Annotated in this window: 17 protein-coding genes, 3 tRNA genes and 1 pseudogene; 3 read left to right on the top strand and 18 right to left on the bottom strand. The window is 71.9% G+C overall.

Translation table 11 applies throughout. The features are described 5' to 3' along the window. Nucleotides 1-681: 681 nt before the first annotated feature. Nucleotides 682-1,071, bottom strand: a complete 390-nt coding sequence (gene rplL, locus KIK06_RS26840; protein ID WP_017598528.1) for a 50S ribosomal protein L7/L12 — start codon at nucleotides 1,069-1,071, stop codon at nucleotides 682-684. A 97-nt stretch (nucleotides 1,072-1,168) separates the two neighbouring features. Next, nucleotides 1,169-1,696 carry a 50S ribosomal protein L10 gene (gene rplJ, locus KIK06_RS26835; RefSeq protein WP_017598527.1) on the bottom strand — a complete coding sequence of 176 codons (528 nt, stop codon included), beginning with the start codon at nucleotides 1,694-1,696 and terminating at the stop codon, nucleotides 1,169-1,171. A 446-nt stretch (nucleotides 1,697-2,142) separates the two neighbouring features. On the opposite strand from rplJ, the gene KIK06_RS26830 reads away from it, so the two are divergent. Beyond that, nucleotides 2,143-2,994 (top strand): hypothetical protein, encoded by an 852-nt coding sequence (locus KIK06_RS26830; RefSeq protein WP_017598526.1) that lies wholly within the window; start codon nucleotides 2,143-2,145, stop codon nucleotides 2,992-2,994. 90 nt (nucleotides 2,995-3,084) lie between these two features. Here KIK06_RS26830 and rplA read toward each other — a convergent pair whose 3' ends face one another. The 5 genes and pseudogenes from rplA to KIK06_RS26805 form a co-directional block, all read right to left on the bottom strand. Continuing rightward, a complete protein-coding gene (rplA, locus tag KIK06_RS26825) occupies nucleotides 3,085-3,762 on the bottom strand; it encodes a 50S ribosomal protein L1 (protein ID WP_017598525.1) in 678 nt (225 codons plus the stop codon). A 118-nt stretch (nucleotides 3,763-3,880) separates the two neighbouring features. Next, the gene (gene rplK / locus KIK06_RS26820; RefSeq protein WP_017598524.1) at nucleotides 3,881-4,309 is read right to left on the bottom strand and encodes a 50S ribosomal protein L11; all 429 of its coding nucleotides are present in this window, start codon (nucleotides 4,307-4,309) and stop codon (nucleotides 3,881-3,883) included. 126 nt (nucleotides 4,310-4,435) lie between these two features. Beyond that, nucleotides 4,436-5,245: a transcription termination/antitermination protein NusG gene (gene nusG / locus KIK06_RS26815; RefSeq protein ID WP_017598523.1), complete on the bottom strand. Its 810-nt coding sequence runs from the start codon at nucleotides 5,243-5,245 to the stop codon at nucleotides 4,436-4,438. A 313-nt stretch (nucleotides 5,246-5,558) separates the two neighbouring features. Continuing rightward, a pseudogene (gene secE / locus KIK06_RS26810) lies at nucleotides 5,559-5,792 on the bottom strand (preprotein translocase subunit SecE); the annotation flags it as partial. A 97-nt stretch (nucleotides 5,793-5,889) separates the two neighbouring features. Then, a tRNA-Trp gene (locus KIK06_RS26805) sits at nucleotides 5,890-5,962 on the bottom strand. A 223-nt stretch (nucleotides 5,963-6,185) separates the two neighbouring features. On the opposite strand from KIK06_RS26805, the gene KIK06_RS26800 reads away from it, so the two are divergent. Further along, nucleotides 6,186-7,394, top strand: a complete 1,209-nt coding sequence (locus KIK06_RS26800) for a pyridoxal phosphate-dependent aminotransferase (RefSeq protein WP_268645589.1) — start codon at nucleotides 6,186-6,188, stop codon at nucleotides 7,392-7,394. A 292-nt stretch (nucleotides 7,395-7,686) separates the two neighbouring features. Continuing rightward, entirely contained in the window at nucleotides 7,687-8,736 is a 1,050-nt protein-coding gene (locus KIK06_RS26795; protein ID WP_268645588.1) for an adenosine deaminase, read from the top strand. Nucleotides 8,737-8,765: 29 nt separating this feature from the next. On the opposite strand, the gene KIK06_RS26790 is transcribed toward KIK06_RS26795, so the two are convergent. The 11 genes from KIK06_RS26790 to KIK06_RS26740 all read right to left on the bottom strand — a co-directional run bounded on the left by KIK06_RS26790 (nucleotide 8,766) and on the right by KIK06_RS26740 (nucleotide 22,103). Continuing rightward, complete coding sequence (locus tag KIK06_RS26790; protein ID WP_026127586.1) at nucleotides 8,766-9,359, bottom strand: TMEM165/GDT1 family protein; 594 nt, start codon at nucleotides 9,357-9,359, stop codon at nucleotides 8,766-8,768. A 377-nt stretch (nucleotides 9,360-9,736) separates the two neighbouring features. Continuing rightward, on the bottom strand, nucleotides 9,737-10,819 hold the full coding sequence (locus tag KIK06_RS26785) for a UDP-N-acetylmuramate dehydrogenase (protein WP_268645587.1): 1,083 nt from the start codon (nucleotides 10,817-10,819) through the stop codon (nucleotides 9,737-9,739). A 65-nt stretch (nucleotides 10,820-10,884) separates the two neighbouring features. Continuing rightward, on the bottom strand, nucleotides 10,885-11,307 hold the full coding sequence (locus KIK06_RS26780) for a MaoC family dehydratase (RefSeq protein ID WP_040689120.1): 423 nt from the start codon (nucleotides 11,305-11,307) through the stop codon (nucleotides 10,885-10,887). Nucleotides 11,308-11,342: 35 nt separating this feature from the next. After that, nucleotides 11,343-11,786, bottom strand: coding sequence for a MaoC family dehydratase N-terminal domain-containing protein (locus KIK06_RS26775; protein ID WP_026127584.1), 444 nt, complete (start codon nucleotides 11,784-11,786; stop codon nucleotides 11,343-11,345). A 148-nt stretch (nucleotides 11,787-11,934) separates the two neighbouring features. Then, the gene (rpmG, locus tag KIK06_RS26770; RefSeq protein WP_013156089.1) at nucleotides 11,935-12,099 is read right to left on the bottom strand and encodes a 50S ribosomal protein L33; all 165 of its coding nucleotides are present in this window, start codon (nucleotides 12,097-12,099) and stop codon (nucleotides 11,935-11,937) included. Between the two features lie 99 nt (nucleotides 12,100-12,198). Beyond that, nucleotides 12,199-12,274 (bottom strand) — tRNA-Met (locus KIK06_RS26765). A gap of 98 nt (nucleotides 12,275-12,372) precedes the next feature. Further along, nucleotides 12,373-12,448: transfer RNA gene (locus KIK06_RS26760), tRNA-Thr, on the bottom strand. A gap of 261 nt (nucleotides 12,449-12,709) precedes the next feature. Beyond that, nucleotides 12,710-14,824 carry an ATP-binding protein gene (locus tag KIK06_RS26755; protein WP_268645586.1) on the bottom strand — a complete coding sequence of 705 codons (2,115 nt, stop codon included), beginning with the start codon at nucleotides 14,822-14,824 and terminating at the stop codon, nucleotides 12,710-12,712. 82 nt (nucleotides 14,825-14,906) lie between these two features. Beyond that, nucleotides 14,907-19,490 carry an SbcC/MukB-like Walker B domain-containing protein gene (locus KIK06_RS26750; protein WP_268645585.1) on the bottom strand — a complete coding sequence of 1,528 codons (4,584 nt, stop codon included), beginning with the start codon at nucleotides 19,488-19,490 and terminating at the stop codon, nucleotides 14,907-14,909. Continuing rightward, nucleotides 19,444-20,823, bottom strand: a complete 1,380-nt coding sequence (locus tag KIK06_RS26745) for a TIGR02678 family protein (RefSeq protein WP_268645584.1) — start codon at nucleotides 20,821-20,823, stop codon at nucleotides 19,444-19,446. Before KIK06_RS26745 ends, KIK06_RS26750 begins: the two co-directional genes overlap by 47 nt. Continuing rightward, nucleotides 20,820-22,103, bottom strand: coding sequence for a DUF2397 family protein (locus KIK06_RS26740; RefSeq protein ID WP_268645583.1), 1,284 nt, complete (start codon nucleotides 22,101-22,103; stop codon nucleotides 20,820-20,822). The genes KIK06_RS26745 and KIK06_RS26740 overlap by 4 nt, the downstream gene beginning before the upstream one ends. Between the last annotated feature and the right edge of the window lie 3 nt (nucleotides 22,104-22,106).

The raw sequence follows: 22,106 nt of genomic DNA, 5'->3' as shown, positions 1-22,106 counted from the left end.
CGAAGGCTTGTGGCGGTTGAAGCGCGCACGCCAGACGATCCGTCACTGGAGGACCGCCGCAACACGGTTGAGACGGTCACATCGAGCGGGAACGGGCTACCGTGTCCAGACGAAAATGGGATGGCGGAAGCCGTACACCGACACAGGGATCACCAAAGGGCAGCGCAAAAGAGCAGTGTAGCCGAACACCACACCGCTGTCCACTCACGGTCCACGGCGCCACTCACGACACCGGCAGGATCACCCGTGGCGGGCGATCCGTCAAGCCCGGACACCGTCCCCGGCCCGGAACCCGACCTCGGATTCCGTCCCCGGCGACCCACCGGGACCGTGTGGGTGGTCCAGCGCGCCCGTCCCGGCCCCCAGGGGGATACGAGCCGTCGGACACCCGGAAGAGTTCCCCCGCCCAGGGCGGGTAAACACTCTCCCCCGAGCCCGTCAAGAATCCCGGGACGGGAGATTATCGCGTCCGCGGGACAGTTCGCACACGCGGATCCCCGTCCCACCGCCGACCCAGCTTCGCACACCTCCCACCCGGGGCGGGATCGGACACGGCGCCGGGAGCGGCGAAGGGACCTTCGTCCCCTCGGGGGAGTCGGACACACGACGGCGCGGCCGCCCCTCCCGGAGGAGGAACGGCCGCGCCGCGGGTACCAGCGGGCCCGTACGGCCCGCGTGGGACTACTTGAGGGTGACGGTGGCGCCAGCGCCCTCCAGGGCGGCCTTGGCCTTGTCAGCGGCCTCCTTGTTGACGCCCTCGAGCAGCGGCTTGGGAGCGTTGTCGACCAGGTCCTTGGCCTCCTTGAGACCCAGGCTCGTGAGGCCGCGGACCTCCTTGATGACCTGGATCTTCTTGTCGCCGGCGGACTCGAGGACGACGTCGAACTCGTCCTTCTCGGGCTCGGCCTCGGCGGCGCCGCCACCGGCACCCGGGGCGGCGGCGACGACGGCGGCCGGGGCGGCGGCCTCGACGTCGAACTTGTCCTCGAACAGCTTCACGAACTCGGACAGCTCGAGGAGGGTCATCTCCTCGAACGCGGCCAGCAGGTCCTCGTTGCTGAGCTTCGCCATGATGCGATCTCTCTTTCTCTACGGACACGCGCGCCCGTCGGCGCCACGTGCGAGCCATGAGGCGGGTGACGTCGACACCCGCCGGAAATCAGGTTGTCTAGGCCGCTTCCTCGGAGCGCTTGTCCGCCAGGGCCTGCGCGAGACGCGCGGCCTTGGTCGGGAGCGCCTGGAAGACGGCGGCGGCCTGGCCCTGCTTGGCCTTGAGCGCACCGGCCATCTTCGAGAGAAGCACCTCGCGGGACTCCAGGTCGGCCAGCTTGGTGATGTCCTCGGCGGACATCGACTTACCGTCGATGACGCCGCCCTTGATCACCAGGGGCTCGTTCGCCTTCGCGAAGTCACGCAGACTCTTGGCGGTCTCGACCACGTCACCGCGGATGAAAGCGACGGCGGTGGGGCCCTCGAGCAGGTCCTTGACCTTCTCGTCGACTCCGGCCTCGCTCACGGCGATCTTGGTCAGCGTGTTCTTCACGACGCGGAAACGCGCGTTCTGGCCGAGGCTGCGGCGGAGCTCGTTGAGCCCGGCCACACTGAGTCCCCGGTATTCCGCCAGCACGGCGCCGTTCGACCCACGGAGTTCCTCCGTGAGTTCGGCGACCGCGGCTGCCTTGTCCGGCCTCGCCATGGGACTCCTTCCAACAGTGAACGCTGGTTGGTTCCCAAGGACTCACGCGATCGGCGTCAGCACGAGAAAAAGCCCCGAGCGCGAGGCGCACGGGGCACGACCGCGTCCACGGGGCGCGGAAACGCACCCGGAACGGGAAAGCTCTGGTGACACCTGCGCGGGCGCCCATCGCGGATGGGTCCTTAGGTCACCCGTTCGGGTGACGACCAGCGGTCTTCGGCAAGTACTCATGCTACAGGACCGGGAAGGGTGCGGAGAACGGATTCCGGGCGACCGGCCCCCACCTGACGTGAGGAGCGTCACGCAACCCCACGAAATGGGACAACGTCCCAGTAACAAGTGTTGCCTCGTGTCCGAGATGTCCTACACACGTGGCAACATGACCCGCTGAAGGCCCGCTCCCTTCCTCGCACACCATCTCCCTCATCGAAAAGGTATCCACCCCCATGAAGACCCGTGTGCCGGCTTTCCTTGCCGTCGGCGCCCTGAGCCTGTCCCTCGCCGCCTGCGGTGGCGACCAGTCCGCCGAGCCCGAGGAGACCACCGAAGCCGCGACGGAGGAGGAGAACGGGGGCGGAGGCGTCATGAGCCTCCTCGCCGACCTCGCCTCGACCACCGAGTCGGTGGACAACTACACCCTCGACATGGCGATCGGCATGACCGACCCCGAGCTCGGCGAGACGAACATGGACTTCACCTACGAGGTCATGAGCGACCCGCAGGCGGCCCAGGTCACCATCGTCATGCCGGAGATCGGCGAGATGATGCTGGACCTCGAGGAGCTCAGCGGTGAGAGCTCGGGCATGACCGCGGAGGAGCTCGGCACCTCGATCGTCATCGTCCCCGCCGAGGGCGAGGCCCTGGTGTCCAACCACAACGGCAACTTCGAGGCCGACACGGCCTGGGTCCGCGGCGCCAGCGGCATGGACTCGATGCCGACCACGGAGGACATGTTCGACGCCTCGCAGCTCTCGGACGTCGCGGGCGCGATCTCCGAGATCGAGACCGTCGAGGAGGCCGGGACCGAGGAGATCAGCGGGGTCGAGACCACCCGCGTCGACGGCACGTTCACGCAGGAGGAGATCGACGCCCTCCCGGAGGGGCAGGCGGGCGCCCTGAACGATCTGATCGGCGGCTCGATCGAAGGGGCCATGGAGACGTCCATCTGGATCTCCGGTGACGGCTTCCCGATGCGCATCGACTTCAGCGACGACGTCACCGACCTCTCGATGGTCTTCTCCGCCCTGGGCGAGACCTCCTTCGAGATGCCCTCCGAGGAGCAGATCACCGACATCTAGTCGGGGGCCCTCCGCACGGCGACGGCCCCCCGGTTCCCTGACGGGATCCGGGGGGCCGTTCGGCTACGTGCCGGTTCGGGCGCCGTTCGATCAGGCGTCGAGCGGGATGCTCGGGCCCATGGACGTGGTGACCACGGCCTTCTTGATGTAACGGCCCTTGGCGGCGGACGGCTTGAGGCGGTTCACCTCGTCGATGGCGGCCTGGTAGTTCTCCACCAGCTTGGCGTCGTCGAAGGACGCCTTGCCGATGATGAAGTGCAGGTTGCCGTGGCGGTCGACGCGGAACTCGATCTTGCCGCCCTTGATGTCGGTCACGGCCTTGGCCACGTCCGGGGTGACGGTGCCCGTCTTGGGGTTGGGCATGAGACCACGCGGACCGAGCACGCGGCCGAGGCGGCCGACCTTGCCCATGAGGTCCGGGGTGGCGACGACGGCGTCGAAGTCGAGGAAACCGTTCTGGATCTCCTGGACGAGGTCGTCGTCACCGACGTAGTCGGCGCCAGCGGCGCGAGCCTGCTCCGCACGCTCACCGGTCGCGAAGACCAGGACCCGGGCGGTCTTACCGGTGCCGTTGGGCAGGTTCACGGTGCCGCGAACCATCTGGTCGGCCTTGCGCGGGTCGACGCCCAGGCGCAGGGCGACCTCGACGGTCGCGTCGAACTTCACGCTGGAGGTCTCCTTGGCGAGCTTCACGGCCTCGGCGGGGCTGTAGAGCTTGTCACGGTTCACCAGCTCGCTGGCTTTGCGGTGGTTCTTGCTGCGCTTCACGCTGTTCTCCTGTGGAACGTGTGGTCAGTGGGCCAGCGCCTGGCCCTGCCACTGTCGGTTCTTGACGGCGAGCACCCCACGCGGCCCGGGCGTCGGCCCGGAGCCCCGGTGCGGGGAGCTACTTGACCTCGATGCCCATCGAGCGGGCGGTGCCGGCGACGATCTTGGCGGCGGCCTCGATGTCGTCGGTGTTGAGGTCGGGCAGCTTGGTCTGCGCGATCTCGCGGACCTGCTCGGCGGTGATCGAACCGGCCGTGCTGCGACCCGGGTCGGTGGCGGCCTTGTCCAGGCCGGCGGCCTTGAGGATCAGCTTCGGCGCCGGGGGCGTCTTGGTGACGAAGCTGAAGGAGCGGTCCTCGTAGATGGAGATCTCTACGGGGATGACGTTGCCGCGCTGGCCCTCCGTAGCAGCGTTGTACTGCTTGCAGAAGTCCATGATGTTGACGCCGTGCGGACCGAGGGCGGTACCGACGGGCGGCGCCGGGGTGGCCTGACCGGCGGGGAGCTGCACCTTGACGAGTGCGGCCAGTTTCTTCTTCGGAGGCATATCGGGTCCTTTGCCTGATGTGCGGTGTGTGCTGGTCCCCGCCCTGCCGTGGGCGGAGCACGCGAGTGGGTCCGCCCGGAGGCGGACCCACCAAGTCTACGTCGGCCGGGTCACTGCCCGGACGGTTCAGATCTTGGCGACCTGGTTGAAGGAGAGCTCGACCGGGGTCTCGCGGCCGAAGATCGACACGAGCACCTTGAGCTTCTGGGTGTCCGGGTTGATCTCGCTCACCGTGGCGGGCAGCGTCGCGAACGGGCCCTCCATGACGGTGACGGACTCGCCGATCTCGTAGGCCACGTCGGAGCGCGCCTCGCTGACACCGGCGCCGGCCTTGGCCTTGCGCTCCTCCTCCGGCTCCTCCTCGGGCTCGGGCGCCAGGAGCTTGGCGACCTCGGTGAGGCTGAGCGGGGCGGGCTTGTTGGACAGGCCGACGAAGCCGGTCACGCCCGGGGTGTTGCGGATGGCCGACCAGGACTCGTCGGTCAGGTCCATGCGGACGAGCACGTAGCCGGGCAGGACCTTCTCGGTGACCTGCTGGCGCTTGCCGCTCTTGACCTCGGTGACCTCGTGTTCGGGCACCTCGACCTGGAAGATGTAGTCCTCCATGTTGAGCGACTGGGTGCGGCTCTCGACGTTGGCCTTGACCCGCTTCTCGTACCCGGCGTAGGTGTGCACGACGTACCAGTCGCCGGGAAGCAGGATCAGCTCGTTCCGGAACTCCTCGACGGGGTCGAGCTTGGGGAGCTCGGGCTCCTGCTCGGCCTCCTCGGCCTCTTCGTCGGCCTCGTCGGCGTCACCGGTCAGCTCCGGGCTGTCGGTGTCGGCCTGCTCGGCCGTGTCCTCGGACAGCTCGCCCGCCAGGCCGGTCTCTTCCTCCGACGACTGACCCGGCTCCTCTTCGGGGAAGTCGTCAGGGGTCAGTGGGGACTCGGACACGGCTGCTCTTTCTCTCGTCGGATGCGCTACTGCGGGCCGACGCGCACCGGACAGCGGTCGACGTCGAACCCAGTCCTGCCAGCTTACGGTCTCCGCGCGCGGGATGGGACCAGGCACGGGTGGACGGGGACGGCGGCCCGCGTCACGGCCGCGGCTCCGCTCGGGCTCCGGACCTGGGCGGTGCGGAGGACCAGGGGAGCGGGGCTCAGTCGCCCTTGCTGCGCATGAGCCCCATGGCGCCGAAGATGACGGCCAGGGCGCCGGTGGCGATACTGGTCCACAGCGGCAGGGCCTGGAACTCGCCCTCGGGGCTGAATCCAGCGTAGAGCCAGGTGGTGAGCGCGGCGAAGACGAAGTCGAGGAGCGAGACGTAGCTCAGGACGAGGACGACGAACACCAGGACGACGATGGTGTAGGTGACCAGCTCGCGGCGCGTGGGCCAGCGGACTTTGCGAAGCTCCCCGACGACCTGCTTGGTGAAGGTCACAGGACCGGTACGACGCTTGGGCTCCTTGTCGGGCTTGGCGTCGGCGTCAGTCTGGGTCACCTGGGGTCCTTAGGGTCGCGGGCTGCTGGTCATCCCCGTAGTTCCGTATGCCCCGCAGGGTGCGGCGGCCCGAAGACCGCCACACCGTGCGTTCGTGCAGGGCAGGAGGGACTCGAACCCCCAACCGCCGGTTTTGGAGACCGGTGCTCTGCCAATTGAGCCACTGCCCTTGAGCGGAAACTGCGTTCCCCACCATAGCCGGTCCGAACCGGGTCCGCACCCCACTTGTACGCGGGGCCGCCCCGTCCGTGGCCGGTCGGCGCGAACGAGTCTATGCCCTGGGCGGCGCGGAGACCAAACCGCGCTCCTCCGGGCACCCCGTCGCGCCGGTTCCGCGATCGCCCTGTACCCTTCCCCACCAGCTCTGCCGGGGGCACGTGACACCATGGAGACATGACTGAGCGACCGCGAGTCTCTGCACGTATCAGCGCTATCTCCGAGTCGGCCACCCTCGCCGTCGACGCGAAGGCCAAGGCCATGAAGGCGGAGGGGCGCCCCGTCATCGGTTTCGGGGCCGGAGAGCCGGACTTCCCGACCCCCGACTACATCGTCGAGGCCGCTGTGGAGGCAGCCCGCGAGCCGCGCTTCCACCGCTACACGCCGGCCGGGGGCCTTCCCGAACTCAGGAAGGCCATCGCCGAGAAGACCGCCCGCGACTCCGGGTACCGGGTCGAGCCCTCCCAGGTCCTGGTCACCAACGGCGGCAAACAGGCCATCTACGAGGCCTTCGCCGCCCTGCTCGACCCGGGGGACGAGGTCATCGTCGTGGCCCCCTACTGGACCACCTACCCCGAGTCCATCAAGCTCGCGGGCGGCGTTCCGGTCTTCGTCACCACCGACGAGAGCACCGGCTACATGGCCGGTGTCGAGCAACTGGAGGCCGCGCGCACCGAGCGCACCAAGGTCCTGGTGTTCGTCTCCCCGTCCAACCCGACGGGCGCCGTCTACCCGCGCGAGCAGGTCCGCGCGATCGGTCGGTGGGCCCTCGAACACGACCTGTGGGTGCTCACCGACGAGATCTACCAGCACCTCGTCTACGGCGACGCCGAGTTCGCCTCGATCCCCGTCGAGGTGCCCGAGCTGGCCGACCGCACCGTCATCGTCAACGGCGTGGCCAAGACCTACGCCATGACGGGCTGGCGCGTGGGGTGGATCATCGGGCCCGAGGACGTGGTCAAGGCGGCGGGCAACCTCCAGTCGCACGCCACCTCCAACGTCGCCAACGTCTCGCAGGCCGCCGCGATCGCCGCCGTCTCCGGCGACCTGTCCGCCGTCGACACGATGCGCGAGTCCTTCGACCGCCGACGCAGGACCATCGTCCGGATGCTCAACGAGATCGACGGCGTGGTCTGCCCTGAGCCGCAGGGCGCCTTCTACGCCTACCCGTCGGTCAAGGGCGTCCTCGGCAAGGAGATCCGCGGCCGGCGGCCGAGCACCTCCACCGAGCTGGCCGAGCTGATCCTGGAGGAGGCCGAGGTCGCGGTCGTGCCCGGTGAGGCCTTCGGCACCCCCGGCTACCTCCGGTTGTCCTACGCGCTCAGCGACGAGGACCTCGTCGAGGGCGTGAGCCGCGTCCAGAAGCTGCTGGCCGAGGCCGTGTAGGCAGTGCTCGCCTCGCCCGACGGCGCCCGAACTGCACCTACCTTGGTCCTCCGCTCCGCTTCGGACCGTGTTCGGGCGCCCATGCGGCCAGGGATTCTTCATCCTCGGCCACGCCTGACGCTCGTTCCTCGCTAGCGGCTCGCCTCGTCTTGCAGAACCCTGCCGGCGCCCGAACGGATCAGCGGGTGTGCCCTCGGCCGCGGCCGGGGGCACACCCGCGTTCGACCACCGTTTCCCGACCGGTCTTCGGGTCCCGGTACCACGCGTGCGCGGTTTGCGGCAGCATTGCGTCATGGAGACACCGACCAGCGCGCGCCGGTTGGACCGGCTGCCCAAGGCACACCTGCACCTGCACTTCACCGGATCGATGCGGCACTCGACCCTCGTGGAACTCGCGGAGGAACACGGGGTCCACCTCCCCCAAGCCCTGGTCGACGAGTGGCCGCCCAGACTGCGCGCCACGGACGAACGCGGCTGGTTCCGCTTCCAGCGCCTCTACGACATCGCCCGCTCGGTCCTACGCAGGCCCGAGGACGTCTACCGGCTGCTGCGCGAGGCGGCCGAGGACGAGCGGGCCGCGGGGTCGGGCTGGTTGGAGATCCAGGTGGACCCGAGCGGATACGCCGCCCTGTTCGACGGTCTGACCGCCACCCTGGAGCTCATCCTGGACGCCGCGCGCGCGGCCGAACGGGACACGGGCGTCCCGATCGGCCTGATGGTGGCCGCCAACCGCACGCGCCACCCGATGGACGCCCGGGCGCTGGCGCGACTGGCCCGGCAGTACGCGGGCCGGGGCGTGGTGTCCTTCGGCCTGAACAACGACGAGCGACGGGGACGGGCGCGCGAGTTCGAGGCCGCCTTCCGGATCGCCCGGCGCGCGGGACTTCTGTCGGCTCCGCACGGCGGGGAACTCCTGGGACCGCGCAGCGTGCGCGAGTGCCTGGACGATCTCAGCGCCGACCGGGTGGGGCACGGTGTCCGTGCGGTGGAGGACCCGCACCTGGTGGAGCGGATCGCCACCCAGGGCGTGACGCTGGAGATCTGCCCGACCTCGAACGTCGGCCTGGGGGTGTTCGAGCGGGTGGAGCACCTGCCGCTGCGCAGGCTCTTCGACTCGGGGGTGCAGATCGCCCTGGGCACCGACGACCCGCTGCTGTTCGGGCCGCGCCTGGTCGAGCAGTACCGGATCGCGCGGGAGGTGTTCGGTTTCGGGGACCGGGAGCTCGCCGAGCTGGCGCGGATGTCGGTGCGGGGGTCGGGCGCCCCGGACGCCGTGCGCAAGGACCTCCTGGCGGGGATCGACGCGTGGCTGGCGACGGCGCCGGAGGGCGATCCGGCCTGATCCGGGGCTCCCCCCCGCGCGCGGGCGGTTCAGCTCAGGAGCAGCCAGGCGCCCTGGCCGAGCATGGCCGCGCCGGCGGCGAAGAACAGGATCGCGGCGCCCACCCGGACGGCCTGTTCGGGGAGCTTCTTTCCGAGGACCGCGCCGAGCACGATGGCGACGGCGTCCGCCGCGACCATGCCGATCGTCGAGCCGATCCAGACCGCCAGCCAGTGGTACTGGGTGCCGACGGTGATGGTGGCGAGCATGGTCTTGTCCCCGAGCTCGGCGGTGAGGAACACCACGAAGACGGTGAGCAGGCCGGAACGGATCCGCCGGGAGGCGGCGCGTTCCTCGTCCTCGGCGGTCATCTCGTCCCCGCGCAGGGTCCAGAACCCGAAGACGACGAAGGCGACTCCGGCCGTGAAGGTCAGCCAGTCGGTGGGGATGCTGGCTCCCAGGACCTCGGCCAGGAGGACGCTGCCCGCGTGGACGACGGCAGTGGCGGCGGTGACGCCGAGGATGACCGTGAGAGCGCGGTAGCGGGTCGCCAGGGACATCGCCACCAGTTGGGTCTTGTCCCCCATCTCCGCGATGAGAATGGCGATGGTGCTCACAGCCAGACCCGTGAGAAATGCTGTCACACGTCCTCCTCCGACCGAGGGTTTCGGGCAGAAGGAAGCAGCGGACACCCCTTCAACCCGGTCGTTTCCTACCGGGCCAAAGGTCTCGTCCGCCCTGACTGGAACCTGCTCCTTGGCTGTTCAGCCACTACCGTGACGGGCTCACACGACCGGGCCGCCGAGCGGCCAGTGTGTCGATCGCGTGGATTGGGGACTACTCCCCTTCGACACACAAGACCTTAGCAAAACAAAAGGAAAAGGCAATTCATTCGCTCGGCGAATTTGTTTTTAAGGATCCCCTGATAAACAAGTTGGCCGTGCCCAACTCAAGAATTGGGCACGGCCTCAAACATGTCGCGGGCAACCGAGGCGCAGCAAAGGCCCGCAAAGGCACCGCCTCAAAGACTCACACCGACCATGACGGGTTCGTTGACCAGGCGCACGCCGAACACGGACTCGACCCCGGCCCGCACCTCGCGGGCCAGGTCCAGCAGGTCGCGCGTGGTCGCGCCACCCGGATTGGTCAGCGCCAGCGTGTGCTTGCCCGAGATCCGCGCGGGGCCGGTCCCGTAGCCCTTGGTGAACCCGGAGCGGTCGATCAGCCAGGCGGCGGACAGCTTGACGTTGCCGTCGCCGTCAGGGTGGCCGGGGACCTCGACGTCCGGGCCGAGCCGTCCCGCGGCACGGTCGCGCACCGCGGCGAACTCCTCGGCGGTCACCACGGGGTTGGTGAAGAACGAGCCCGCGCTGCGCGTGTCGGGGTCGTCGGGGTCCAGGACCATGCCCTTGCCCGCGCGCAGGGCCAGGACGGTCTCCCTGGCCCGCGCCAGGGGCACCCGGGCGCCCGCCTCGGCCCCCAGGGTCCTGGCCACCTCGGCGTAGCGGATGGGGCGGCTCAGCTCGGATCTGCGCAGCTCGAAGACCACCTCGCACACGACATAGCGGTCCTGGCCCTTGAACACGCTGTCGCGGTAGGTGAAGCCGCACTCGGCGTTGGCCATGGTGCGCCGCTCACCCGTGTGCCGGTCGTGGACGAGCACCTCGCGCACGGTCTGGCTGACGTCCTGCCCGTAGGCGCCCACGTTCTGGATGGGGGTGGATCCGACCCGGCCCGGGATCCCGGACAGGAACTCGACCCCGCTGAGCCCCTCGGCGACCGTGCGCTCCACCAACGGGTCCCACTCCACGCCCGCCTCCGCGCGCAGCAGTACGACGTCCTCGCCGGTCTCCGGGTCGTGCCCGGCCTCGGTGAGGGAGACCCCGCGCGAGTCGACGTGCACGACGGTGCCCGCGAAGCCGTCGTCGGCGACGATCAGGTTGCTGCCGCCGCCCAGGACCAGGAGCGGCTCACCGTCCAGGTCCGCCGCGGTGACCGCGTCCACCAGCGCGTCGGTGGTGCGGGCGACGAGGAAGGTCTTGGCCGGGCCGCCCAGCCCGAGCGTGGTGTGGTCGGAGAGCAGGGCTCCGGAGAGTGTGGACACGGTTCTACCTCACTGCTTCACTGCTGCCGCGGCACGGTGGTCGAAGGCCGGCGCGGATCCGCCGTTCAGGCCAGGCGGACGACGGCGGTGGACTTGGCCAGCACCTTGGCGCCGCCGGAGCGCGCCGTCAGGAGCACGTTCACGGTACCGTCGTCGTTCTTGGCCTTCACCTTGCCGCCGACGGTGATGTCGGCGCCCTCGTCGTCGTCGGGCACCACGACGGGCGCGGAGAAGCGCACCGAGTAGTCGACGACGCAGCCGGGGTCCCCGGTCCAGTCCGTGAGCACGCGTCCGGCCTCGGCCATGGTGAACATGCCGTGCGCGATCACGTCGGGCAGACCGACGGACTTGGCGAAGCGCTCGTTCCAGTGGATGGGGTTGAAGTCGCCCGAAGCGCCCGCGTAGCGGACCAGGTCCAGGCGGCGGACCCGGAAGGTCTGCTCGGGGAGTTCGGTGCCGACCTCGACGTCGGCGTGGCGCAGGCTCACGGTCGCGTTCCTCACGTTCTGGTGGTCGGTCCTGGTCACTCGCCGCGCACGACGAGCATCATGCCCGCCGTGACGACGTGCTCGCCGTCGGCCGCCGTGGCCACGGTCTCCAGCGTGAGCATCCCGTTGCCGCCAAGGGTCTTGACGTCGGTGATCCGGGTGACGGCGGTCAGGACGTCGCCCGCGCGCAGGGGACGGCTGTAGTGGAAGCTCTGGTCGCCGTGGACGACGCGGGAGAAGTCCACCCCCAGCTCAGGGTCGGCGACGGCGTACGCGGAACCGGCCATGCCCAGGATGACGGGGAAGGTGGGCGGCGCGATCACATCGGGGTACCCGGCGGCCTCGGCCGCCGCCCGGTCCACATAGACCGGGTTGGGGTCGTTGATCGCCTCGGCGAACTCGCGGATCTTGCCGCGGGTCACCTCGTAGGGCTCCGGAGCCGGGTACTCCCGGCCGATGTACTCGGCGTTGATCGCCACGGTCTCCCTCTCCTGGTCCTTCTGCCCGGGGAAGGGCCCGGACACGCGAACAGCCCGGCGAGCGGATCGCTCGCCGGGCCGGAAGTCTAAGTCGAACGGAGCCACCGCCCACACGCGCCTGCGGGCGGGCGACGGCACGCGGCGGGACTCAGCGGGTCTCGCGGTGCTCGTTGTGCTTACGGCAGTTCGGGCAGAACTTCTTGATCGCGAGACGGTCGGGGGTGTTCCGACGGTTCTTACGCGTGATGTAGTTCCGGTGATTGCACTCCTGGCAGGCCAGGGTGATCTTCGGCCTCACGTCGGTGGCAGCCACTTCGGAGTGCCTTTCTCGCTGGAGACGGTACTTGGTTTGCAGTGAACACTGCAAAGGGCCCGCTTCGACCCCTGAGTAGGGCCTCAGGGGTCAGCGGGTTGGTAGCGGAGGCCGGACTTGAACCGACGACACAGCGATTATGAGCCGCTTGCTCTACCGACTGAGCTACTCCGCCCCGATCGGTGGGGACGGTCAATGCTGACCGTTCCCGGTACCAGGCCGGTAGTCGCTCCACCGGCCACCCACCTGAGTGGACCGGACCGCTTCAAGTGGTGGAGCCCCTTTACGGAATCGAACCGTAGACCTTCTCCTTACCATGGAGACGCTCTGCCGACTGAGCTAAAGGGGCGCGCTGTGGGGCTTTCTCTCGTCCGCCCCGGGGGCGTTGCCCCCTTGCGCTGGTCATGACTATACAGGTCTTCGGGGGTGGTCTGCCAAATCAAATCCCCTCCGCCCCCGGAACAGCCCCTCCGGCGCACTCACGACTCCATCCACGGAGAGGGAAAGGGCCAGTACAGGGGCGGTTTCGCGGACTGCCCGGCCCCTCACGCGGCGCCCGCGGAACCCGTCGATGTGATCCAGGCCGCTCCCCGCGGGCGTCTCCCCCGCCTCATCCGTCCCCCTCCGTCACCCACACGTTGGACATGGCGTCGCGGTTGATCGTGCGGATGGTGGCGGGCAGCCCGAGCCTGCGCAGGGCGTCGGACAGACGCGTGTCGTGCGTGAACACGATGAGCTGCCGGTGGCGCCCCACCTCGGACAGGACGGAGGCCAGCCCCTCCACGGTCTCGGTGTCCATCGCCTGGACCGGATCGTCGAGGACGAGGAAGCCGAAGGGGTTCCCGTCCACGAGGGCGCGCGGCAGGCAGATGGACAGCGCCAGCGCCTGGAACTCGCCCTGGCTGAGCAGACCGGGCGCGCTGGTCTGGTCCTCGACCCCGTCCACGGACACGTCCACCTCGACCCTGCGCCGGGCGCCCCGGCCGATGAGGCGCATCCCCTGGAGGTCGATGTGACGCTCCTGGCGCAGTCGGAACCACACCTGCTCGGCCTGGGTGGCGACCGGGCCCAGCTGCTGCGACCGCAGCTCCCGGGCCTGCTCGGAGAGCCAGTTCAGGGCCGCCTCCGCGGGAGCGAGCGCCTCCCGGGCCGCGATGGCCTCCTGGGCGTCGTCGAGCCACCCGGAGAGTTGTTCGGCCAGGGGCGCCCATCCGCCGGTGGGGTCCTCCAGGCGCTCGGTGGCGTCGCGGCGGGCGGTGACGGCGGCGGCGCGGAGTTTGCGCCCGACCGTCTCCACGTGCTCGGCCAGCTCCCCGAGGTCGGTGATGTCGGCCCCGGACTCCCACAGGGCCCACACCTGTCCCAGTTCGCTCTCCGGCGGCAGCCACGAGGGCGCCGGAGCGAGCAGGAAGCGCGCCTGGTCGCGCGCGGCGTCGGCGCGCTCGTAGGCCGCGGAGGCGGACGCGGCCTGGGAGCGCAGCGCGCGGAGCTGGGCGTTGGCGCGGCGAACCCAGTCGGCGCCCAGGGCCCCCTGCGTGGAGCAGGTGGGGCACGTGGTCTCCGTGGGATGGCGCTGGTGGTGTTCCAAGGCCTGTTCCAGGAGGCGGACGACGCCGTGCGCGTGGTCGCCCTTGGTGCCCGCGGCCATCGCGAGCTCCATGGCCGCGCCGCGGAGCTCGTTGACGACGTCGCTGATCACCACCCGTTCGGGGACGGAGAGCCGGCGCAGCCGGCGCAGGACGGTATGGAGGGCGGGGTCGTTCGGGCCGTCGTCGGCGGCGATCGAGCGCAGCGCCTCCAGATCCAGGTGGGACGCCGTCAGGAGCTGGACGGCGCGGGCGGCGCGGGGGTCGTCCGTGCTCTGGAGCGCCTCCAGGAGGAACCTGAGTTCGCGTGAGGGCCGGTCGCGGCGCTTGGCCAGGCCGTCGCACACCCGGGCCAGCCGCCGCTCCGCATCCGCGAGACCGGTGAGGCCCAGGAGGGCCGTGAGGGTGTCGTAGAGCTCGGCGGCCCGCCCGGTGACGGTGCGGCCGAGTTCGTCGTAGGACAGGAACGGCCGGTAGCGGACGAGGTGTTCGCCCCAGGCGAGGGTGCGCAGTGGAGAGGTCTCCCCGTCCGGGTGGACCACCTCTCCGCGCGCCGAGCGCACGCTCTCCCCGGTCCAGCGCCGGTTGACCCGTGTGGGGCCGTCGTCGCCCGCGATGTGCAGGTCGACGGTGGCCTCGGTGCGCTCGTCGTAGTGGAGGTTGCGCCACCCGTCGCGCCACCCCGTGGGCATGGCGTCCCAGCGGGGGTTGCGCCCGGTCAGCGCGGCCTCGGCGGCCTCGGCGAAGCTGGACTTGCCCGAGCCGTTACGGCCCACGATGACCGTGAGGCCGGGGCCGGGCGGGAAGGTGAGTTCGGCCGGCCGGCCGATGCCGCGGAAACCCTGCACCCGGATTCCGGTGAGGTAGGCGCGACGGACCGGGCCGCCCGGGCTCGTGTCGGGTCCGGGCGTGGCGCCCTGGGCGGCGTCGGGCATGCGCTCGCCGTTCAGCAGGGCCGTCAGGGCCTCGTCGCCCCACAGGGCGGCGGTGACCCAGGAACGGACCTCGGCGGGCAGGCCCGACCGCGCCAGCTCGTCCAGGAGCCCCTCGGTGACGGGGTCGTCCGCGGACGGCGGGGGATGACGGTCGTGCTGTCCTCCGTCGTCGAACGCCTCGGGTCCCCGAGTCACCTGCGCCACCCCGCTCCGTCGTCGATCCTGCACAAGCAGATTAGGACAGAGGGGGAAGTACGACCCGAACTTCCCCCCGTTCTCTCCCCGCTCACACGCCGACCAGCCTGCGCCTGCTCCCGTCCCAGGTGAAGTGCAGGGTGGCGATACCGGGGACGTCGGGGTCGCGCAGGCACTCGTAGATGTTGAGGCTCGGCACGCTGGCGAAGCAGCCCCACACCCGTTCGGAGGTCAGCACGAAATCGAGGTCGAGTTCGACGAGCAGGCCGAGCAGGCGCCCGTGCGTGGGCTCGTCGACCTTGGCGAACGCGTCGTCGAGCAGGATGAGCCGGGGAGCCCAGGGGGCGTGGGCGCCGAGGGCGTCGAACTGGGCGGCCGCCGCGGCGAACAGCACCAGGTAGGCCACGACCCGCTGCTCCCCCTGGCTGAGGGCGGTCCGGTGGCCGAGCCTGCGCTCGTCCCCGCTGCCGTCGGTGACGTAGACGGTGAACGCGAACCAGGAACGGTAGTCCAGGGCCGCGCGCAGCTGGGCGCCGCCGGTGGCGGTGGGGTCGAGTCGGCGGATCGCCTCGATGCAGCGGCGCAGGGCGTCGCGCAGGCGGGTGGTCTGGACGCGGGTGCGTTTCTCGGCGGGGGTGGCCAGGAGCGGGACGACGGCCTCGATGTCGGCTCCCGCGTCGGGGGCCAGGTCCCAGTCCAGGCGGACGCCGAGACCGGCGGAGGTGGTGACGTCCTTGAGCACGCCGTTCATGGTGGCGATGAGGCGACGCGCCTCGTCGATCTGGCGGGAGAGGTGGCCGGCGAGTTCACCGAGCAGGTGCCGTTCGAAGGCCTCTTCCTCGGCGATGGCGACGGTCTCCTCGGCGCGCGCGGCGGCGGCCGTGACGCGTTCCGCGTAGACGGTGACGTCGTGGGTCCCGTCCTCGTCGTGGACGGTGAGCCGCTTGAGGCCGCGCGGTTCGCTGAGTTCGGTGCGGGTCTGGGACCAGCCGACCGAGGTGAGCAGGCGGCGCAGCTCCTCGCGGCTGCCGAGGATCGCGCTGTCGTCGACGTCGGCGACACCGTCCTGCCCGGCGAGCCCCTCCTCCAACTGGGCCACGAAGGCCTCCAGCAGGGCGAGGCGGGTGTCGGGGCCGGGCGGCGCGGCGGGGGCCGCGGTGGCCACCGGGTCGTCGGTGCCGGCGCCGGCGCCCTCAGACGGAACGGCGCCCTCGGCGCGGGCGGCGAGGTAGCGGGCCAGGGGCGCGTCGGCGGCCGCGCAGGCGGCGAGGCCCGCGGCACCGAGCAGGACGGCGTCGGGTGCGTCTCCGGAGGCTGCGGCGCCGACCGTGACCGCGGAGACGAGCGCGTCCCCGCTGACGAGGGCCAGGCGGACCTGTTCGGCCCGTTCGCGGGTGGCGGCGGCGAGGCGGGCCTCCGCGCTGACGCGGTCGTCACGGGCGCGCTGGGCGGCGCGTTCGAGTTCGGGCAGCCGGGCGGCGGCCTCCTCGGACCGGGCCCGGACCTGTTCGCGGGCGGCGTCGAGCTGGTCCTCCGGCACGCCGCGGGCGCGGTCGCCCAGTTCGATCTGGCGGCGGACCGTGATCATGTCGTCGATGGCGGCGGCCCGGGCGTCCTCGGCCAGCACACGGTCGGAGCGGGCACGCGCCCAGGCTGCGACGTGGCGCTCGTGGTCGGCCAGGCCCCAGGCCAGAACGTCGAGGTCGCGCAGCGCTGTGGCGACCAGGACGCGCAGGTGGTCGAGGGCGCGCAGGGTGCTGTCGAGTTCGGCGCGCACGGTCGGGAGCGGGTGCGCCGGGGACCCCGCGTGGGAGGTGGCGGCCTCGCGAAGCCGGGCGCGGATGTCGAGGAGCTCGGCCCGGGCTTCGTCGGCGGCGGTCTGGGCGATGTCGTGGGCGCGGCGGGCGGCGGCCACGTCGGCTCGGGCGACGTCGAGGGTGGCCCAGGCACGGACCAGCGGAGCGGGGTCGGGGAGGTCCCGGGAGACCTTCAGGAGTTCGGCGTAGGAGCTCTCCACGGCCCAGCGGCGTTCCCCCGCCTCGGAGAGCAGCGCCTCGGCGATGTCCCTGCGCCGTTCGGTGTTGGCCAGTTGGCGGTCGCGGGCGCGTTTGCGGGCGGCCTCGCCGATGAACTCGGGGTCGGACTTGTGGTGCGCCCCGGAGGCGACGCCGAGGCGCCACCCGCCGCCGAGGGTCATGGAGCTGACGGTGGCGACCGAGGCGTCGCGGCGGTGCTTGGGTTCGGAGTCCTCGGCGGCGTCCTGGGCCTCGGAGCGCAGCGCGATGGAGGACAGCAGCGTACGCAGCGTGTCGTGGCTGACGCCGGTGTCGGGGGAGGCGACGGGGACGAGGGCGTCGAGGAGGGTGCGGCCCTTGGCGGGGCGCGCGGGGGTGAGGACGACGTCGCGTGTGGCGGGGTCGTGGAGGGTGCCGTCCGCGCGGATCCACGCGGTGAGCAGCCCGCTGGCCTCGAGGGCGGCTTCGAGTCCGGCGCGTTGGTCGTGGGTGAGCGTCTCGACGAAGTCGACGGCGAGGTGGAAGGCGACGCCCTCGCCTTCGGGACGGGGGTGAGTGGCCCAGGCGGGGCGCTCGGGGGCGTGGCCGGTGTTCCGGGTGCGGCGGTCGGCGAGTTCGTGGAGTTCGTCGGAGAGCTGGCCCTCCTCCCCCACGGCGACGTCGCGGCGGGCTCGGAGCTCCTCCAGGAGCGGGTCGACGGCGGCGTGGGCCAAGCGGGAGACGGTGGCGGGCACGTCGGCGGCCAGGACCCGCAGGTCCTCACTGATGGGCAGTTCGACACTGCCCTCCAGTTCGTGGATGGCCTCACCCAGGGCGTGGGCGTGGCTGGAGTCGCGCAGGCGGGCGGTCCAGGCGCGGACGCCCTCGGCGTAGTCGGCGCTCTCCTCGCGCAGGAGGTCGATGGCGTCGCGTTCGCGGGTGTGCGCGTGTTCGAGGTGGGCCTCGGCGCTCTCCGCCTCGCTGGTGAGGGCGACCAGGCGGCGGTCGGCGGTGGCCTCGTCCGTGGTGAGGCCGGTGAGGCGGGTGGCGGCGTCGCTGCGGTCGTCGGCGAGGGCGGCGGCCGAGGTGAATCGGTCGTGGAGGCGGCCGAGGTGCTCGCGCAGGGCGTCGAGGTCGACGCCGTCGACGGGCGGGCGTTCGACGGCCTGCTCCAGTCCCTGGAGGTCGACGCGGGTGGTGCTCTCGCGGGGGGCGTGGACGCGGGCGTCGGTGTCGGGGACACGGCCGAGGGCGTCGGGGTCGATCCCGGCGGCCACCGCGGCGCGGGTGGCCTCGGCGTGGGTCTGCCGGAGGACGTCGAGGGCGCGTTCGATGGCGCTGGTGTCCTCGCCGAGCCGTTCCACGGCGTGGTTCTCGGTGCGCTCGGCGTGTTCCGCGGCGACCCAGGCGGCCTCGGCGGCGCGGATGTAGGCGCCGACGGCCGCGTCGTAGGCGCGGCGTTCGTTGTCGGTCGCGGTCGCTCCCCCGCCCCGGGCCGCGGCGAGGGTACCGCCGTCGGCGTCGGCGGTGTCGCGGGTACGGCGAGCCTGGTCGCGTTCCTCGGAGACGCGTCCCTCGGCGGTGACGAGTTCGTCGAGTTCGGCGCGTAGGCGGTCGGCTTCGGCGGTGCGCTCGGCGCAGGCGTCGAGGCGCTCGCGGACCGCGGTGGCGCGGGCGCGCAGGGCGTGCACCAGGTAGCCGCGGTAGTCGGTGAGGAAGTCGGCGACCCCGGTGTCGGCGCGGGTGAGGGCGTTCTTCTCGGCGCGGGCCTGTTCCAGGTCGGCGATGTTGCGGGCGACCTCGTCGAGGACGGTCTCGTCCATCGGTGGCAGGGCCTCCGACAGGACGCTGACGAGTTCCCCCGCTTCGAGGCGGTCGCCGATGGTGGGCCTGCGCAGACGGTAGAGCAGGTGGACGAGGTTGCGGTAGCGAACGGAGTCGTCGATGCCGAAGAGGGCGCTCATGACACGGGCCCGGTAGGCGACCGGGCTGGTGAAGCAGTGGTCGGCGCCGATCTCGGAGCGCAGGCGGTCGATGGGTTTGGGACGGCCGTCGGTGACCAGCTCCAGGTCGCGCCCGACGCGGCGCTCGGTGACGAAGAACACGCAGCGCGGGTCGGCGTCGCCGACGGCCAGGACGGCGGCGCCGAGGGTGAGGTGGCGGGGCGGAGCGGCCGGACCGCCCGCGGAGTCGTCCCGTTCCCGGGGGGTGCCGCGCCCGACGGCGTCCAGGCCGCGGTCGCCCCGCGCGGTGGTGAACTCGACCCACAGGTAGCCCAGGCGTGTGGCGGGTCCGGTGCCCTCCGTGTCGTCGTCCTGGTCGGCGGGTTCGTCCGGGTCGGCGCCGCCCAGCAGGTCGGGGCCGGTCTCCTCGGGGCCGGGGCCGCGGCCCGCCCGGGGACCGTCGGCCATCAGCCAGCGCAGGCTGGTGCGGTTCGTGCCGGTGGTGTCCAGGCGGCGGACGTCCCCGTCCAGGAGGAAGGGCAGCAGCATCTCCAGGGCCTTGGACTTGCCCGCGCCGTTGCGGCCGCGCAGCAGAAGCCGCCCCTCGGCGAAGTCGAGGACCTGGTCGTCGTACTGCCAGACGTTGCGGATGCCCGCCCGTTCGAGACGGTAGCGGGGCGCGCTGGCCGGGTCAGTCGGAACCGTTCCGGGGGTCTCGCTCGTCTCCTGGGTCACCACTGGTCGCGCTCACCTTCTCGTTCGCCACCGCTTGCAGCACGGACGCCACGCGGCTCAGATCACCGTGGGGGTCGGCGGGGGCCCCGGGCGCGCCGGGGTCGGCGCCACTCGTTTCGTCGGGGTGTGTCCGGCTGTTGTCGTCATTGTCCTGGATCCGGAGGACGCGCTCGTCCGTGTCGGCGCCGTAGCGCGCGGCCGCGGCGGTGAGCCGCCGGTGGCCGGGGCCGCCGCGGATCAGGCCGAGGTCGGCCAACAGGATCAGCACCCGTGAGCGGAGCCGGGCCGGATCGGGGATCTCGGGTCCGGCCGTGCGGGCCCACTCGGCCCGTTCGGGGGTCCCCTCGGCGCACAGGGTGTCGAGCGCGGTCTCCAGTTCGTGTTCGGGGACGGGGACGGAGGTGGTGGGTCGGCCGGGGTGCAGGCGGCCGGAGAGGTGTCGGACCAGGGCGAGGGCGGTCTGGCCGACGGGGTCGCCGGAGGGGAACGCGGCGTGCGGGGCGGCCTCGTCGGGGGAGACGAGCGCGACGCCCTCGGCGCGGACCTCGGTGTCGACGCCGAGGAGGTTGGCGAGGGCGGCGGCCGCGCGCCACTGGTGGGCGACGAGTCGGTCGCGTTGGCGGTCGGGGAGCTCCTCACGGTAGACGACGGCGGTCTCCGCGAGCAGACGGCGCAGGGCGATCTCCCCCGCGTGGTCCCCGGAGGGGTCGGGGTCGACCGCCTCCGCGAGGAAGGTGTCGGGGGTGTCGTCCGCGTGGGGCGGGTGTGCGACGACGGAACGGAGCACGTGGTGTTCCGGGCGCAGGAGGGGGTCTGCGGTGGCGTCGGCGCGGTGGTCGGCGACGGTTCCGGACACTTCGGTGAGGGCGCCGAGGTCGACCAGCCGGGTCAGGGCGGCGCAGAACGCGCGGCGTTCCCCGAGCCCGCGCGCGGGGTCGGCGTCGACACCGGCCTCTCGCCCAGCGGAGCGGACGCGGGTGGCGAGTGTCCGGGCGGGGACGGCCGCCGGTTCCTCCAGCAGGACCGCCAGGGACAGTGCCAGGTAGGTGTGCGCACGGGGGGTGAAGCGGGCGCCGGTGTGCCGGGTGTGGGGTCGGGTGACCTCGGTGACGAGCCCGCGCTTGGCGAGGCGCGCGTGGTCGTCGGCGACGGTCAGCCGGTAGCCGAGCACGCGTTGGAAGCGCTGGATGAGCCACTCGGCGTGGGAGCGCACGAGCGCGAATTCGGCCGGGTGGGTACGCGCGGTGATCAGCGGACGCGCCATGAGCGCGCGAGCGGCCGCCTGGCGCTCGCCGATGAGGGCGGCGTCCTCGCTGTAGGTGTCCGTCTCCTTCACCCCCCTTGGTGGGCGTCGCGCCGGTGCGCGGACAGGTCGATCGGTCCGGTGGTCTCGTTGTCGGGGTTGGCGCCCGCCCCGGAGGGCGGGACGTCCCGAGGATCCTCGGTCTCTCCGTCGTCCGGCCCGGGGGTGTCGACCGGCGTCGCCGGACCGGCGCCGGGAACCTCCGTCGGGACGACGGGGATGGGGCCGGTGTCGGCGTCCGCGTCCGCGTCCGTGGGGTCCGGTCGGACCTCCGGGGCGGCCCACGGCCCCTCCCCGGCGGGGGGCGTCTCTGGTGCGGGCGTGCCGTCAGGTGCCGTGGCGACCGGAGCCACGTCGGAGTCCGACGTCTCCCGCGGGACGTCCGCGCCCCGCGTCTCGGACGGCTCGGCGGGCTCGGTCGACCCGTCGGGCCCCGACACGGCGTCGGAGGCCTCAGGGTGCTGCGGGTGCCCAGCGTTGTCCTGGGGCAGGAGGGACGTGAGGAGCTCCGTGGCGGTTTGGGGCTGGTCGGCCTCGCCGGAGGTGAGGACGTCCGGGGACTCCGAGGCTCCGTCAGCGCCGGAGGAGCCCCCCCGTGCCACGGCGTCCCGGGGGCCGGGGGGCTCCTGGGCGGCGGGCTCGGGAAGGGGGGCCGGGAGGGGCGGGAGTTCGACGACGTGTTGTTCGTAGGGGGTCACGCAGAGGCGCAGCCCCTCCAGGGACAGCTCGCCGCCCTCCCCCAGGACGGTGACCTCCGCTCCCGGCTCGGGGACCACGTGCAGTCGCAGGGAGAACTCCAGGTCCCCGGCGGACGTGGGGCGGTGGCTCGCGTCGCCGGAACCGAGAGCCGCGGTGAGGAGTTCCATGAGGACCTCCATCCCGGCCCCGGACAGGTCCAGGCTGGCCCGAGCCCCGGTGGGCTCGGTGAGCAGGGACCGCACCTGCGCGGCTCCCGCGCGGCGCCAGTGGGCGGAGGACTCGGCCGCGTCGCGAAGCCGGGCGCGCTGGGCGCGATGGTCGCGAACGGGCTCGGGCGGGCGGGTGCCGGGGCGTTCGGTGACCGGACTGCGATCGGGGTCGGCCTGCCACCAACTGGTCGTGGCGGCGACGACGTCGTCCGCGCGGCCCCCGAGGTGGAGGGAGGCGTACAGGCCGTAGGCGGCGGTGGCCAGTGCGTCGGCACGGTCGGGTTCGGCCTCCTCGAACCAGGAGGCCAGGCGCAGCAGAGCCGCGCGGCCGTGCCGTGGCGTCGGCTGATCGCCGGGGCCGTTTCCGTCGTGCGCGCCGTCCTGCGGACGCTCCTTGAGTCCCACAAC

The sequence above is a fragment of the Nocardiopsis sp. EMB25 genome (assembly GCF_026797795.1).
Lineage (GTDB): Bacteria > Actinomycetota > Actinomycetes > Streptosporangiales > Streptosporangiaceae > Nocardiopsis > Nocardiopsis lucentensis.
Note: the sequence above shows the minus strand (reverse complement) of the source record. Positions and strands in the feature narration are given on the sequence as shown.